Below are 14,351 nucleotides of genomic sequence, written 5' to 3' on the forward strand. Positions count from 1 at the left end.
TCCTACGTCCCGAATGTTTTTGCAGCAGTCCCTGTTCGGTCCGCTCTGCGTGATTCTTCTTTCGGCTATCGTGCTGATGAGCGCGGCGACCTCTTCTGCGCAGTCCGCCCCGTTCGTCACCTCCGTCTCTGCCCCCGCCAATGGATATTATCGCGGCGGAGACAGCCTGATCTTTGGCGTGCAGTTCAGCGAAAACGTCATACTGAGCGGCGCACCCAATATCACCTTGGCGGTCGGCAGCACATTGCGTCAGGCCAACTACCTCGCCGGCGGCGGAACGAACTCGCTTCTGTTCGCATACGTGGTCCAGCCCGGAGACGTGGACTTGGACGGAGTGTCGCTTGGGGCCGTCAATCTGAACGGCGGCACCATCCAGAACGCCGGAGGGGCCGCGGCCGACACCACCCTCAACAATGTCGCCTCGACTGCCGGTGTTCTGGTCGACACGCTCGCACCGACCGCTGTGACCGCTGTCATCGGCACACCGCCTTCGGACGCCACGCAAGTGGCATTCCAGATCGTGTTTTCCAAAGCCGTGACCGGTTTCTCGATCGCCGACATTGTCCTGACCAGGACCGGAACCGTCACCGCGACGCTGTCCAACCTTTCGACGGCCGACAACACCACCTACACGGTCGTAGCGCAGGACATTTCCGGCACGGGCACGCTGCGTGTGGACATTGCGGGTGGTGCCGTCATCGATGCCGCTGGCAATACAAACATGGCGGCAACAGGATCGCCTTGGATGGCCGGCGCCGGGGTGCCGGGGGCGCCAACGATTGGCATGGCGACCGCTGGCAACGGCCAGGCGGCGGTCGCTTTCACGCCGCCAGCCTCGAACGGCGGCGCCGAGATCACCGGCTATACCGTGACTTCCAGTCCTGGTGGGTTCACTGCCAACGGCAGCAGCTCGCCGATCACCGTGATGGGCCTCACGAACGGGATGTCGTATACCTTCACGGTGACGGCAACGAATTCGGTCGGTACCGGCAGCGCCTCCGCGGCATCGAGTTCCGTGATACCGGCTACCGTGCCAGAGGCGCCGACGATCGGGTCGGCGACCGCCGGAAACGGTCAGGCCCTCGTTGCCTTCTCAGCGCCTTCATCTAACGGCGGCGCGGCCATTACCAGCTATACGGTAACTTCAAGCCCTGGCGGTTTTTCGGGGACTGGCAGTGCTTCGCCGATCGTGGTGGCCGGCCTCGCCAATGGCACCTCTTACACCTTCACTGTGGCCGCGGCCAACAGCATCGGAACGGGCTCGCCCTCAGCAGCTTCAAATTCGATAACGCCAGTTGCATCACTTCAGGTGCCGATTGCAGGCGATGTCTCGGCAAGCGTTGCGGCCAACTCCTCGGCCAATCCGGTCACGCTTTCCCTGTCCGGCGGCGCCGCAGCTTCGGTTGCCGTGGCAACTGGACCGGCCCATGGCACGGCCACGGCCTCAGGCACCGCGATCATCTATACGCCGACATCAGACTACAGCGGATCTGACAGCTTCACCTATACCGCCACCAATGCCACGGGCACCTCCGCGCCAGCGACCGTCAACGTGACGATCTCCGCGCCGACGCTCACCTTGTCGCCGCCAAGTGGCGCATTGCCGGCCGGTGTCGTCAATATCGCCTACAGCCAGGCAGTAACGGTATCAGGCGGCACCAGCGCATATGGCTACAGCGTCAGCGGCACGCTGCCCGCGGGCCTGTCGCTCAACCATGCCACGGGCGTCATCACCGGGACGCCGACTACGGCAGGAAGCTACAGCTTCTCCATCAGCGCCGCTGATGCCAACAATGCCACAAGCTCGGCGGCCTATACGATCGTCATTGCCTTTACCTTCTCGCCCTCAGGCGGCGCGCTACCACAGGCCATGGCCGGCGAGGCCTACAGCCAGCAGATCACCGCAACCGGCGGGGTCGGACCCACGATCTACAGCCTGGCCTCCGGCGCACTGCCGAACGGCCTGGTGCTCAACATCTCCACCGGCCAGCTCACCGGCCCGCTCGCAGCCGGCGCGCAAGGCGACTACGGCTTCTCTATCCAGGCCAGGGACAGTAATGGATCAACGGGTACCGCAGCCTATACGCTGAAGGTCGGCGCTCAGGCCGTGACCGTTGCCGACCAGACCATCGACGTCCCCGAGGGCTCAACACCGCCGGATGTCTATCTGAACCGTGGGGCCACGGGTGGTCCGTTCACCTCGGGGGTGCTGGCATTTGTGGAGCCCGCCAATGCCGGCACGGCGGCGATCATCCAGGGGCAGCTGGCGCAGGCGGGCCCAGCCACGTCCCCGGTCGGCTGGTATCTGCATTATACGCTGAATCCGGCCTATTCCGGCCAGATCCGCGTCGGCTACAAGCTTGTCAGCGCGCTCGGAACCTCCAATACAGCCACGGTCACCTATAATGTCAGCTACGACGCCGGCAAGGTGGCCGAGGATATCGACAATCTCGTGCATGACTTCGTGCGGTCCAGGCAGAACATGATCGCCAACACGATCGAGGTGCCGGGGCTTCTCCAGCGTAGGCAGATGGAGACGGCGACCGATCCGATCACCGCGCGCATGATGCCGTCGCAGGAGGGTATGACGCTCGGCTTCTCCACCAGCCTGTCGCAGATGCGGGCGGCCGGCGGCGATGCGGATGCTGCTTCCGCGCCCTTCAACGTCTGGGTCGGCGGCGCTTTTCTCGCCCATGACGACAAGAACAAGAATGACAGTACCAGCAAGTGGGGCAGCTTTGCCATGATCAACATGGGGGCGGACTATCTGATCTCCGAGCGTGCGCTGATCGGCCTGTCCCTCCATTATGACCGCATGACGGATCCGACCGATGAAGACGCCGAGCTGACCGGCAACGGTTGGCTCGCTGGTCCCTATGCTTCACTGGAGGTCGGCAAGGGCGTGTTCTGGAACGGCAGCCTGCGCTACGGCGGGTCCAGCAACACGATCGATACCCAGTTCTGGGACGGCAATTTCACGACGACACGCTGGATGGCTGATACCTCCATCGAGGGTCAGTGGAACCTCGACGAGGACACGACGATCTCGCCGAAACTGCGGGCGATCTACTTCTCGGAAAAGGTCGACGATTATACCGTCAAGAATAACTCCGGCGACGCCATCACCATTGACGGCTTCAACGAGGACCAGTTCCGGGTCAGCTTGGGCGCCGAGATCGCTCGGTCCTTCGTGCTGGAGAACGACACCAAGCTGACACCGAAGCTCGGCCTTACCGGCGGCTTCTCCGGCCTCGACGGCGCCGGCGCCTTCGGTGCCGTTACCGCCGGGTTGCAGCTGCAGACCACCAACTTCTGGATGCTCAATACAAGCCTGCTCTTCAACATCGAGGGCGACGGACAGAAATCGGTCGGCGCCAAGGTCGCAGCAGCCAAGAAGTTTTGAGGAGGATTATGCCTGAAGTCGGAAACCCGATGTCGGGACCATTTTGCGCTGGCTGCGACTGATCACCGTCAAGAAACTGACAAAGGGTCCTTTCTTATCTTCCTTATATTAGATTCAATTGTTTCAGGAGCTGTTTTCTGGCTTTGCTTCGGAGACGCGGACAGTTTCTTGAGTGTCGTAGACGGCACCACGGACCGCGCGGGTGGAACGGATAGCCGAGGCAAAGCAGTCCGGAAATCTTGCCCATATGGCGAAGCTCGTCCGCAATCATCCTGGCCACGCGACCGCTCATGGATTTTCCCGCGATGACGAGGGTCCCTTGCGAACCGAGCCGATCTATCACAGTTTCATATTCCTGCTAAGGGTTCGGCGGGTAGGGGCGGCGACCGTTTTCCGGTGGAACGTCGTCCTGCCATGTAATCGAACTCGAGTCGGACAACCGGCTGGCCCCTGTCAGCAAATGTGGAAGACATGTTTTCCACACTTGCCGTGTCCATTGCACTGCCGGCCCCGTGGGCAAGGACGATCGTGATGTCAGCGTCTTGAGCACCGGTGACGAGGACGTCATGAGGCATTCAGGATTCTCCTGGTTTCGGGGAATCTATGTCAGTTGCGTAAAATAAATGCCGCTGCTTCCCGCATGGCCGTGGAAACCGAGGGGCGGCACCGATACTATCGTCTTGCCGGTTCCCATATCGCGCTGGTGTACCATGCGGTCACTGCGGCGCGCCCGGAAGCGGAGGAAGTGCATGTTAAAGCTTTTGGGGCGGCTCTCCGGTGGAGTTGGCTGATGCCATTGTCTCACTCTTTGAACTGGACATCATCGCCAAAGCTGTAATGGTTCCAAGAACCAGCACCGACCATCCGAGGACGTCATAGCCTGCGCCGAAGACGGCGCTGATGGCGAGGGCGACCAACCCGGCGCTGCCGATCTGAAAGAACCCGACCAAACCGGACGCTGTCGCTGACCGTCGATGTTCGCCTGCAACAGCGCCGGATACAGCCAGCGATAAGGACGAACCGTTGGCGAGGCTCACTAGGCACATCGGCAGAATGATCGTCCAGATGCCGGTCGTTTGCAAAAACGCGATACTGACGAAACTTAAGCCACCGCATACGAAGAAGGCGATCCCCGTGCCCGTTATGACGTCGTAGGGTACACGACCAAGCAGCTTCTTACTGACCACATTGGCGGCAATGATGCAGGCGGACAGAGGCAAATAGAGCCAGCCGCTCTCAGCCTCGCTCCAGCCTTCATGCTGAAAGAGGAACGGCGATTGGGTGAGATAGACAAACCACGCGCAGTAGATCGAGCAGACGATCACCACATATTTCCGAAAACTCCGGTCTGCCAGAACGGCGCCAAACCCGGACAACATTGCCTGCTTGTCGTGGCGCTTTTCCTTGGGGGCAGTCTCCGGCAAAAACACCAGCACGAGGGCGAGTGCCAGCAGGCCGAAAAGCCCGACGAACACGAAATCTGCCCTCCAGCCCCATGCTTCGGCGAGATGGCCGCCGATGGCGGGAGCCAGCGCTGGAGATAAAGAGACTATAGGATAGACGATGGCGTAAACATGGGCGGATGCGGTCTTGTCGCACAGATCGGCAATGACTGCGCGTCCGATGACAAGACCGGACGCCGCGCCCACACCTTGCAACAGCCGCCAGAAAAGCAACGCGTTCACGCCGGATGCCGTGGAGCAGCCGATCGAAGCAGCGACGTATATCAGGATTCCGGCGATGAGCACGGGCTTGCGCCCATAGTGGTCGGACAAGGGGCCGTAACCCAATTGGGCTGTCGCAAGCGCGAGCAGGTAGATCGAAATGGTGGCCGGCATCAGCCGGTCGCTGACCGCGAGATCAACAGCCATGCTGGGCATAGCAGGAAGATAGACATCGGAGGCGATGAGGCCGAAGGCGCTAAGTATTGCGACGACGAAGATGAGGGATGGGTGCATAAGAGGGTTCCGGGGTTGAGCGCATCGGCGCGTAGACAGTCTGTGTTCGGAACCTATCAGCGCGCCTGGGGTGTATAAATGCAGCTGAGCGCGGTACCATGATGCGAAATCGCAGCATGGAGGCATAATTGAACTGGGATGATGTGCGCCTTTTCCTGGCTGTCAGCCGATCGGGAACTCTGCGCGGCGCAGCACTGGAACTGGGGATTGATCAAACGACGGTCGGCCGTCGCATCGGCGCGCTCGAACAGTCGCTTGGCAGTCAGCTGTTCCTACGAATGCGAACCGGTCTGATCCTGACGGACGGTGGCCGTGATGTGCTCGCCGTCGCTGAGAACATGGAGCGCATGGCAGTGTCCTTCATGCGGAGGTCCGAAGGGAGGGACGCGGAGATTCAAGGTGAAGTTCGCGTCACCACTACAGATTCCCTTGCCTTGGATTTCGTCATACCAGCCATCGACAGCCTCCGGCGAAGCTACCCCGATGTGCGCGTGGTGCTTGGCACAACGACGCGGCTTCTCGATCTCGGCCGACGCGAAGCGGACGTGGCAATCCGAACGCGACGCCCGGAACAGCCAGATCTCATCCAGCGCCGTCTGGCTACCTGGCCTGTCGGGCTGTTCGCCAGCCGCTCCTATATCGAGCGCTGTGGCCTGCCGACACCCGGTAACGGCTTCGCAGGCCATGACATCGCCGTCTACAGACCGGGCGTGACCGAGCGGCAGGACGAGACGTTGGCAGGCGAGCAACGTCAAAAAGGCAAGATCGTCGCCGAACTCGATTCCAGCCTGATGCTTCAGACTGTCATCCGCTCGGGCATGGCAATCGGAGAGTTGCCGGAATATGTGGCTGAAAGGGACGACGGTCTGATACGAGTATGGCCCGAGAAGCAGCGCCAGCGCCCCTATGACGTGTGGCTTGCATTGCATAGCGACCTTGCCGCAACGCGGCGTGTACGCGTCGTTGTCGATGCCATCGCAAGTGCCTTCACGGCTCGTCGGAACGTTCCCCGCGAATAGTGGGCAAAAGGCATCTTCTTGCCAAAATCAGCGTTGATGGAAAGCAGCACCTTTTGGCCTGCCAGGGGACGTCGCAAAGCCAACCGAGCATGTTCGAGCTGCTATATTCAATCTCGTCGGGAATGTCCGTCCGACTTTCGACAAGGTTGACGTTGAGCACCAGCTGGATGCCAAGCCCGCGGCAGTTCAGCGTGGATTGAAGTCTGTTTTCAAGCCCAAATCGGCGCGGGTTCTTCTGGTGCTGCTTCGCTACGCTGACTGCGCGACGCGACGATGCGCAGCAGTGCCGCAAAATCCTTGTGGTTATGCAGGAAATCAGCTGGCATGGGCGTCCGCTACGAGGCCGTTGAAGAATTTGCGAGTGCGCACTATGCCGTATTCCTTGGCGGCACGGGTGAGGGCGCGACGATCGCCTTGTAGGGCACGTTCTTTCACGCGGGCCAGTACCTGTTCACGGTCTTCGGCCAGATGGTCGAGATTGTTGACCAGGTCGACCAGCAGGAACTCTTTAGTCAGAGTTTTGGGGAAGGCCGGCTTCTTACGAAACTCGAATTCCCGACCGCCCAGGGTGAAGTTGCCATGGCGCTTATGGTTGTAGACGACGGTCTTGTTATAAAGTTGCGTCGCTCCGACACCCAGGCTGTTATAGGCGTTAGGCGAGGTGACGAGATAACGGTCGTCTTTCAGAAAGGCTTCGACGAGAGCAGCATCTTCCGCCGGCGCCTTGCCGAACGCGGTCTGCTTCGGCCGATGATAGACGCCGGTCGATAGTTTGGTCAGGTACCCCTCAGCCAGCAGCTGCTGCAGGTGCCGATCGACAGACGACGACCACTGAGCTAAGTCCTCCCGACGGTAGACCTTGCCGGACCGCAGATGCTTTTTCAGTTCCTGTAACTTCGTCATGGGATAGCTCCTGCACCCACCGTAGCAAAATATGGGGGTGAATGCAATTTTTTCCAAATTTCATGCAAAATGATGTGTGCCCTGGAGACCTAAAGAGCTGATATGATGAAGCTATACAGCACATTCCTTCCGAAGATCCCCCCACTGGAACAATGTAGACTCGGAGACCGCCATACCTTCTGCAAGGTCATGGGCGACGGCGGCTATATGCCGTGCCGTGTCAAACTCTATGTATTGGCCCGCATGGAGCAAAAGAAACTCAAAGGCAAACTCCATTCTAATCAATAATTTGCCAGTTTTCCTGGGGTGTTTTTGGTTCGAATCCCTTCACATCATACGGATCCGATTTTGTTGAGTTTGGGTCGTGATCTTTACAAAGTCGCTTTGCAGCCGAGGCGGGATGACTGCTCTGCGCCTGCATTGCTGTCGTCGAACAAGTGGTTCACAGTCTTAGAAGCTGCCGCCCCGGACCGGCCAGTCACGGCCGCCGACACATTGTTGCCGCCGCGCAGCCGTCGACGCATGCCGAGACTGCTGCCTGAGAAATATCAACTACGAGCGTCGTTGCGAGGCTGGTTTGCCGCACAGTAACGGATCGCGAACCTGTGTGGGGCGTGCGCCTTGGGGAACGTCAAGGTCCCATCATGATAGCAAACCGCGCCAGTGCGAGCGGAGCACTGGCGCGATCGACGAGAAGTGGTGCGTCGCTCAGAGGCCCAGGTCACTCAGCGACGGATGGTCATCCGGACGGCGGCCAAGGGGCCAGTGGTATTTGCGATCCGCTTCAGCGATTGGCATCTCGTTGATGCTGGCGTGCCGATGTGACATCAGTCCATCCTCGGCGAAGAGCCAGTTCTCATTCCCGTAAGCGCGGAACCATTGCCCACCGTCGTCACGGTATTCATAGGCATAACGCACCGCGATGCGGTTGTCCGTAAAGGCCCACAGCTCCTTGATGAGCCGGTATTCGTGTTCTTTGTTCCACTTGCGCGTCAGGAAAGCCCGGGCCTCTTCTCGATTGGTCGCGAATTCGACCCGGTTACGCCAGCGTGTATCGAGTGTATAGGCCAGAGCGACCTTCGCCGCATCGCGCGTGTTCCAACCATCTTCGGCCAGGCGAACCTTTTCGATGGCAGTTTCTCGGGTGAACGGGGGGAGTGGGGGACGTGTCATGATGTTTCCTTTCGTGATTTGAACGGTTGCGGCAAGCGCGGAGCCCGCAAGGGCCACAGCGGGGATCGCGGTAATGAAAGTGCGGCGTTGCATACGAACAGCGTGGTCAAAACGGCTTGGTCGGAAGGTACTTGCCATCCAGCGTGATCACGGCGCGCGAGCCGCCTTCCTGATCTTCAACCTTCTTGATGTCCAACTTGAAGTTGATGGCGCTGATGATGCCATCGCCGAATTTTTCGTGGACCAGAGCTTTCAGCGTCGTCCCATAGACCTGCACGATCTCGTAAAAACGGTAGATGGTCGGATCGGTTGGTACACCGTTCCCGATGCTGCCGCGGACCGGAACTGTCTGCAGCAGGGCGATGGCGTCGTCGTCAAGGTCGATTTTCTTGCCCACGGCTTTGGCGGCGTCCGCCGGAAGCGGATGCTGGCCGAGCAGGGCGGCGGTGACGAAGGCCTCCGACAGACCGGTGCCCTCAGTGATCTGGGCGTAGGTCAGGTCTTTCTTGAGCTTTGATGCGAGGATGACTTCCGTAAGGTCCTGGCGAGTGGTCTGTGTGGCTTGGGACTGTAGCATTGGTATTCTCTCCGTGGTTGGGATTTGGGGTTCAGGCAACTCGCCTGGCTAGATATTTGATGGCCTGGACGTCGGGATTGTCCGCAAGGGAAACGAAGGCGCCCCTGCTGCCATCGAAAGCTTCGATAAAGCCGCTCGCGATGTCGTAAATCCAGCCATGCAGCGCGACGCGCCCCTCTTCAAGGGCCAGCCGCACCGATGGGTGGGTCTGGATATTAGCGAGCTGTGCGATGACGTTTTCGCGCACCATGGCTGCGACCTTGGCGGACTCATCCTTGTGCTGGCGGGCTTCGTTCACGACACGGGCAGAGTCTGCGTAACGCAACCAGCTGCCGACGGCGGGCATGTGATCCAGGCACTTGCACGTCGCGATGGCGGTCATCGCGCCGCAGTCGGAGTGGCCACAAATCACGATGTCCGAGACCTGTAATGCCGCGACAGCGTACTCCACCGAAGCAGAAACGCCGCCCGGCTCTGGGCCGTAGGAGGGAACGATGTTGCCAGCGTTTCGAATGACGAAGAGGTCGCCCGGCTCGCGCTGGGTAACCAGCTCAGGCACCAGGCGGCTGTCCGAGCAGGAAATGAACAGGGCGCGCGGGCTCTGCTGATTTGCCAAGCCCTTGAACAGCTTAACCCGCTCAGGAAAGACCTCCCTCTGGAACTTCAGAAAGCCGTCAATAATGTCTTTCATCGCTGCAATATCCGTTTCTCGATCTGTTGAGATGAAGGCTACGGAAGGCGTGGCATAATGTAAAAGTCTCGTTTATTATGAGGTGGATTAGATAATCTTATAGGTTCGACCATGCTCGCCCGACAGGTTCGTTATTTTCTCGCAGTGGCGGAGCATCAGAGCTTCACACGGGCCTCAGACGCCCTGCACGTCTCCCAGCCGGCGCTTTCGCAGCAAGTCAGGTTGATGGAGGAAAGCCTCGGCGTGCAGTTGTTCGACCGTTCAGGGCGCACAACGCGGTTGACGGATTCCGGAGAGGTCTATCTGCAATATGTGCGCCGCGCTTCGCAGGAGTTTCGGGAAGCCAAGCGCGCTATCCACGACGTGAGCGATCTCAGCCGTGGGGCGTTGCGCGTTGCAGTGACGCCAACGTTCACGACATATCTGGTCGGCCCTCTCGTCGAGGCGTTCCACAGTCGCTACCCGAATATCTCCCTCAACGTGCGGGAGATTTCCCAGGAGCATATGGAGGACCTGCTCCTGTCCGATGAGATCGATGTCGGGATCGCGTTCTCCGCCACCCTGACACCCGACCTCGATCTCGATCATCTACTGGTGGAGACCCTCGCTCTGGTCGTCAGTACGGATCATGCCCTGGCGAGTGAAACGTCGATCGGGCTTGAGACCCTGAGCGCCGAGTCATTGGTGCTGCTGAGCGCTGAGTTCGCCACTCGCGATCAGATTGACCGATTCTGTCGGCAGCACGATATTCGCCCGAAAGTACAGATAGAGGCCAACTCCATCAGCGCGGTGATCGAAATTGTCCGTAGGACGCGGCTGTCGACACTCCTGCCTGCAACAATCGCGTTCGCACATCAGGATCTGAAAGCAATTACCCTCGATCCGGTGCGCTTGCAGCGCACCGCCGTTCTGATGCAGCGTAAAGATGCATACAGAAGCGCGGCGGCGCGGGTCTTTATCGAGCTTGCGAAGGAGGTAGCTACTGAATTCGGCGGATCACTGATTTGATCGATTTATGCGGAATTGGAAAGCCACGGCCACTACAGGCCAAAGCCAGTGCCGCAGCCGCGCGAACGCAGATCGCAGCGGATCCCACCGGGCCATCGTCGACCAAGAGAACCCCAAGCTATCGGACGTAAGTGATGCGTCTCTAGCTGCCGTATCGGATCCCAATATGACTTTGTTGGCAAGACTGCGCTGATCGGTGGCGTGCCGCGGCAATCCGGAGAGAGACGTCAATCCTACCGAAGGAGGCCGTCGCGCCCGAACTCGTCCCATCCACTTAACGTGGTCGCGGCTTCCTCCGCACGTTCAGTTTGTTCGGCTTTTTCCTTTTTCTTCAGCGAACGCGTCAGCTTCGCCTGATACGCGGCCCTCCTGCGATTTTCCGCTTTCGCCGCAGCGTCTTCCTCCCTCCATTCGTCCACGGCGCCGCGATCGAGCAGATCCTCAACAACTCGGGGGTCGAATACGTGAAAGGTAATTCTCCTTGCGCGCCCTTGCAGCCGAACCGTTCGCGTTCCGGCGCTGGGCAGGCGACCGTCTTCAAGCCAGCGCTTCCGCTCTGATGCGGTGATCGTCAGAATATCCTCGATCTCACGAGGAATGATCGGAAGGTCTGCGATGTCGTCGAGCGCACTGGAAACGGCCAATGCCGCTGCTCTGAATGCCGTCTTCGAAGTCTCTGGCATGACGAGGATGAGCCCGCCTGCCTGCATATCCAGCGACTTCCGGACCGGAGATGGTAGCCGGGAGCGGATTTCCTGCAGGATTCCCTTCACTCTGACACCGGATCCGAGGGTCGCAACCACGGGAAGCGGCCACTCCCTGATCAGTTCGGGATCGTCGCTTTCCTTCTTTTTCGTCTTCGTCTTGGGCATGTCGCAGCAGATGGTGTCGAAGGAGCCGCGCGTCAACGGAACTTGGATTGATTTTCCCACGTTCTCGCAGCGAGAGAAACCCCGTAGTCAATGACGCGAAACAGGTCGACGTCTAAAACGCTATTGAGAAGGAACTGGACTCCCTTAGAGCCACGTACGACCGCGACCAGCGTTGGTGCGCGGATCGTTAATCGGATTGGCGTAGGCGCACGAGAAGCTTAATAATCGGTTTGTCGCAGTCATGCCTTTCAAACATAATGCATCCCGCCGTCATCGCATCGGTAAGATGAAGTTCAAGGTGACGAACTGGCAGGAGTATGAGGTTGGACTTCGTCGACGTGGTAGTTTGACCTTATGGCTTACGCCGGAAGCCCTTTCGTCGTGGCAGGCGCCAAGACGAAAGACCAGAGGTGGCCAGCCCCGCTATTCCGACTTGGCGATCGAGACGGCCTTGACGGTTGGCCTGGTATTCGGACTGCGGCTACGCCAGACAGAAGGCTTGGTGGAATCGGTGCTGTCATTGATGGGGCTGAAACTCGCCGTTCCCGATCATACCACGATGAGCCGAAGAGCGCGGACATGGCCGGCTCGGATTGAGCGACATACCCGTCAAGTTTCGGACGAAGCTGTGCATATACTTGTCGATAGCACCGGCCTTCAGGTCTACGGCGCAGGTCAGTGGCCGGAGGAGAAGCATGGCACCGGATCCCGTCGCAGTTGGCGCAAGCTGCACCTGGCTCTGGATGCAGGTAATGGCGAGATCATCGCCCACACAATGACTGATCAGGACATTGGCGACGCCTCGCAGTTGGGGCCATTGCTCGACCAGATCGATCGTCCGATCGGACAGTTCATCGCCGACGGCGCCTATGACGGAGCGCCTATTTATGACGCTGTCATCAATCACAGCCCAGAAGCCGCAGTCGTCATTCCGCCGCGCGCCAACGCGATCGAATGGACCGGCGAGGAGCCTTCCTTCCAAAGGGATCGGCACATCGCAGCAATCAGCAGAGACGGGCGGATGAAATGGCAGGCTTCCACCGGCTACGGCAAACGCGCGTTGGTCGAGACCGCGATCGGGCGATACAAGTCCATCATCGGGCGGCGCTTGCGGGCTCGGTCCTTCCTCGCTCAGCAGACGGAGGTCGCCCTTGGCTGCGTCGTCCTCAACCGCCTGCTTGACTGTGCACGCCCGAAATCCGTCCGGCGCAATCAAGCGACCGCGTAGATAACACCATCAGAGACCGGCATCCGCTCAAATCCCGATCCCTGCACCAACGTCCACCGTCGAGGGCGCAGCCCCAACCCGCACCGCAATCGACTTGTGCCCAAGTCCTTGCTCGAAGCGATATCTCAATATCTCGCGGACACGCCGCATCTCCAGTCTCTCCGCAGGCATCCCGTTCCTTCCTCGTCACAGTCGAAGGAAGAAACTTCACACCGGCAGCACACCCACGCCGGATGCCTTCCAAAGGGGGCGGCATCATTTCGGAATCAGGGGGCGGATTACCTCGGAATTTGCACTCCTTGAGTAAGAGAATTGCCGACCCCGACAATGACACCTGGGAGGTCGTTGACGAAGCCCACTCCCGGGGCTTCGACACGCTCGTCGCCATCATCCATCCGTAAGGTCTCGCCGAGGAGGACGAAGGCTTCTTCGATGGAGACGAATCCGAGGAGGACTGATATGAAACAGAGATTCGAGAGCGAAAGCAGTATGCGCGGAGACCAGCAGGCGCGCCGATGATGATGGGCAACATCGGCATTGGCGAGTGCCTCGCCCTCGAACTTAGGAGGTGAGAATGATGTGGTTCATACCCATCAGGATCACGCTGCAGATACGAAAAACCCGGACGAGCTGGTCAGTGACCGTCCGGGTTAATCTCGTAAGCTAAGCAGTAAATTGGGAGGCAGGCAGTTAGCGCTGTCTGTCTCTCACTCCAGTAAAATAGCCCGGTCGGCCGTAGTTTTCAAGTGTCGAACGTTCGCCTTATTTCAACCTTGCATACGCATTGTCTGGCCTCTATTTGCTCCTGAAATACAATCAGGAGCCTGTAATGATCTACCGCGCTGCGGATTCCGACGTGAAGCCGGCCGCCAATCCGATCAAAGACCGGCCACCGTTCCGATCAAAGACCGGCCGGCTTTCGGCACTGAAGATCACTCCCTGGGTCAGCAACTTTGGCATCAAATACCTTGCGATGAACGAGGGGATTTTGATGCCGGCAAAGAGAAGGCTAACCATGAGACATTTGCGACAAATGCTGCGGCTTGCGGCAAGCGGAACCAGCTCGCGTGAGATTGCCGTCGTGTTGGTTGGTGTCAGCAGGCATCTGCCAGTCGGTTGCCCACGCCGACATTGCCTCTAAAAAATCACCCAGTTTGATATTTTGCCAACCGCCGGGATCCATTCTCAGTTCCTCACGCATTTGCGCCAGGGTGCAATAAACGCATGTTTGTCGTGAACTTATCTGCTGTCATGTTGACCCTCTCGCCAATCGAAGCCTAGGAAGAGTGGACAGTTATCTGATCGATAGGACGATTGCTGCGATAGTGACGACTGCGAGGTAGTTTTCGGCGGTTTTTTCGAAGCGCGTAGCGACCCTGCGGAACTGCTTGAGTCTCGAGAAGCAGCACTCGATCAGGTGGCGCTGGGCGTAGAGATGCTTGTCCAGCGGGTATTTTTGGGCGCGGGAAGGATTGTTGGGGATCACCGCCACAGCGCCTTTATCAGCGATGGCATTGCG

The 14,351-nt window shown here is 59.2% G+C and carries 13 protein-coding genes and 1 pseudogene; 4 read left to right on the forward strand and 10 right to left on the reverse strand.

The window, feature by feature from the left end; translation table 11 throughout:
- Positions 1–76: 76 nt before the first annotated feature.
- Positions 77–3,403, forward strand: a complete 3,327-nt coding sequence (locus tag HGP12_RS27040) for a putative Ig domain-containing protein (RefSeq protein WP_168879747.1) — start codon at positions 77–79, stop codon at positions 3,401–3,403.
- A 103-nt stretch (positions 3,404–3,506) separates the two neighbouring features.
- On the opposite strand, the gene HGP12_RS34885 is transcribed toward HGP12_RS27040, so the two are convergent.
- The 3 genes from HGP12_RS34885 to HGP12_RS27045 all read right to left on the reverse strand — a co-directional run bounded on the left by HGP12_RS34885 (position 3,507) and on the right by HGP12_RS27045 (position 5,361).
- Complete coding sequence (locus HGP12_RS34885) at positions 3,507–3,746, reverse strand: alpha/beta family hydrolase (protein WP_409526882.1); 240 nt, start codon at positions 3,744–3,746, stop codon at positions 3,507–3,509.
- A 4-nt stretch (positions 3,747–3,750) separates the two neighbouring features.
- A complete protein-coding gene (locus HGP12_RS34890; RefSeq protein WP_409526883.1) occupies positions 3,751–3,978 on the reverse strand; it encodes an alpha/beta family hydrolase in 228 nt (75 codons plus the stop codon).
- 177 nt (positions 3,979–4,155) lie between these two features.
- Positions 4,156–5,361 carry a multidrug effflux MFS transporter gene (locus HGP12_RS27045; RefSeq protein ID WP_168879748.1) on the reverse strand — a complete coding sequence of 402 codons (1,206 nt, stop codon included), beginning with the start codon at positions 5,359–5,361 and terminating at the stop codon, positions 4,156–4,158.
- A gap of 128 nt (positions 5,362–5,489) precedes the next feature.
- On the opposite strand from HGP12_RS27045, the gene HGP12_RS27050 reads away from it, so the two are divergent.
- Positions 5,490–6,380, forward strand: a complete 891-nt coding sequence (locus tag HGP12_RS27050; protein WP_168844157.1) for a LysR family transcriptional regulator — start codon at positions 5,490–5,492, stop codon at positions 6,378–6,380.
- Between the two features lie 315 nt (positions 6,381–6,695).
- Here the strand turns inward: HGP12_RS27050 and HGP12_RS27055 are convergent, their stop codons facing one another.
- From HGP12_RS27055 to HGP12_RS27070, 4 genes are all read right to left on the reverse strand, one after another.
- Positions 6,696–7,283, reverse strand: coding sequence for a DUF6088 family protein (locus HGP12_RS27055; protein WP_168844158.1), 588 nt, complete (start codon positions 7,281–7,283; stop codon positions 6,696–6,698).
- A gap of 708 nt (positions 7,284–7,991) precedes the next feature.
- On the reverse strand, positions 7,992–8,456 hold the full coding sequence (locus HGP12_RS27060) for a DUF1348 family protein (RefSeq protein WP_168844159.1): 465 nt from the start codon (positions 8,454–8,456) through the stop codon (positions 7,992–7,994).
- Between the two features lie 106 nt (positions 8,457–8,562).
- Positions 8,563–9,033 (reverse strand): cyanase, encoded by a 471-nt coding sequence (gene cynS, locus HGP12_RS27065; RefSeq protein WP_168879749.1) that lies wholly within the window; start codon positions 9,031–9,033, stop codon positions 8,563–8,565.
- A gap of 31 nt (positions 9,034–9,064) precedes the next feature.
- Positions 9,065–9,724: a carbonic anhydrase gene (locus HGP12_RS27070; protein ID WP_168879750.1), complete on the reverse strand. Its 660-nt coding sequence runs from the start codon at positions 9,722–9,724 to the stop codon at positions 9,065–9,067.
- A 111-nt stretch (positions 9,725–9,835) separates the two neighbouring features.
- On the opposite strand from HGP12_RS27070, the gene cynR reads away from it, so the two are divergent.
- Complete coding sequence (gene cynR, locus HGP12_RS27075; RefSeq protein ID WP_168879751.1) at positions 9,836–10,732, forward strand: transcriptional regulator CynR; 897 nt, start codon at positions 9,836–9,838, stop codon at positions 10,730–10,732.
- 233 nt (positions 10,733–10,965) lie between these two features.
- On the opposite strand, the gene HGP12_RS27080 is transcribed toward cynR, so the two are convergent.
- Positions 10,966–11,604 carry a hypothetical protein gene (locus HGP12_RS27080; RefSeq protein ID WP_168879765.1) on the reverse strand — a complete coding sequence of 213 codons (639 nt, stop codon included), beginning with the start codon at positions 11,602–11,604 and terminating at the stop codon, positions 10,966–10,968.
- 241 nt (positions 11,605–11,845) lie between these two features.
- On the opposite strand from HGP12_RS27080, the gene HGP12_RS27085 reads away from it, so the two are divergent.
- A complete protein-coding gene (locus HGP12_RS27085; RefSeq protein ID WP_168879752.1) occupies positions 11,846–12,832 on the forward strand; it encodes an IS5 family transposase in 987 nt (328 codons plus the stop codon).
- 1,009 nt (positions 12,833–13,841) lie between these two features.
- Here HGP12_RS27085 and HGP12_RS27100 read toward each other — a convergent pair.
- Positions 13,842–14,015 carry a hypothetical protein gene (locus HGP12_RS27100; RefSeq protein WP_168844164.1) on the reverse strand — a complete coding sequence of 58 codons (174 nt, stop codon included), beginning with the start codon at positions 14,013–14,015 and terminating at the stop codon, positions 13,842–13,844.
- A 111-nt stretch (positions 14,016–14,126) separates the two neighbouring features.
- Positions 14,127–14,351, reverse strand: a pseudogene (locus tag HGP12_RS27105) (IS5/IS1182 family transposase); the annotation flags it as partial.

Origin of the sequence: Rhizobium sp. P28RR-XV (assembly GCF_012641385.1) — a bacterium.
GTDB lineage: Bacteria > Pseudomonadota > Alphaproteobacteria > Rhizobiales > Rhizobiaceae > Rhizobium.

Coding starts and splice junctions, on each gene's coding strand:
- HGP12_RS27040 (WP_168879747.1), top strand. CDS start 77: ATGAGCGCGGCGACCTCTTCTGCGCAGTCCGCCCCGTTCGTCACCTCC.
- HGP12_RS34890 (WP_409526883.1), bottom strand. CDS start 3,978: ATGCCTCATGACGTCCTCGTCACCGGTGCTCAAGACGCTGACATCACG.
- HGP12_RS27045 (WP_168879748.1), bottom strand. CDS start 5,361: ATGCACCCATCCCTCATCTTCGTCGTCGCAATACTTAGCGCCTTCGGC.
- HGP12_RS27055 (WP_168844158.1), bottom strand. CDS start 7,283: ATGACGAAGTTACAGGAACTGAAAAAGCATCTGCGGTCCGGCAAGGTC.
- HGP12_RS27060 (WP_168844159.1), bottom strand. CDS start 8,456: ATGACACGTCCCCCACTCCCCCCGTTCACCCGAGAAACTGCCATCGAA.
- cynS (WP_168879749.1), bottom strand. CDS start 9,033: ATGCTACAGTCCCAAGCCACACAGACCACTCGCCAGGACCTTACGGAA.
- HGP12_RS27070 (WP_168879750.1), bottom strand. CDS start 9,724: ATGAAAGACATTATTGACGGCTTTCTGAAGTTCCAGAGGGAGGTCTTT.
- cynR (WP_168879751.1), top strand. CDS start 9,836: ATGCTCGCCCGACAGGTTCGTTATTTTCTCGCAGTGGCGGAGCATCAG.
- HGP12_RS27080 (WP_168879765.1), bottom strand. CDS start 11,604: ATGCCCAAGACGAAGACGAAAAAGAAGGAAAGCGACGATCCCGAACTG.
- HGP12_RS27085 (WP_168879752.1), top strand. CDS start 11,846: ATGCCTTTCAAACATAATGCATCCCGCCGTCATCGCATCGGTAAGATG.
- HGP12_RS27100 (WP_168844164.1), bottom strand. CDS start 14,015: ATGGATCCCGGCGGTTGGCAAAATATCAAACTGGGTGATTTTTTAGAG.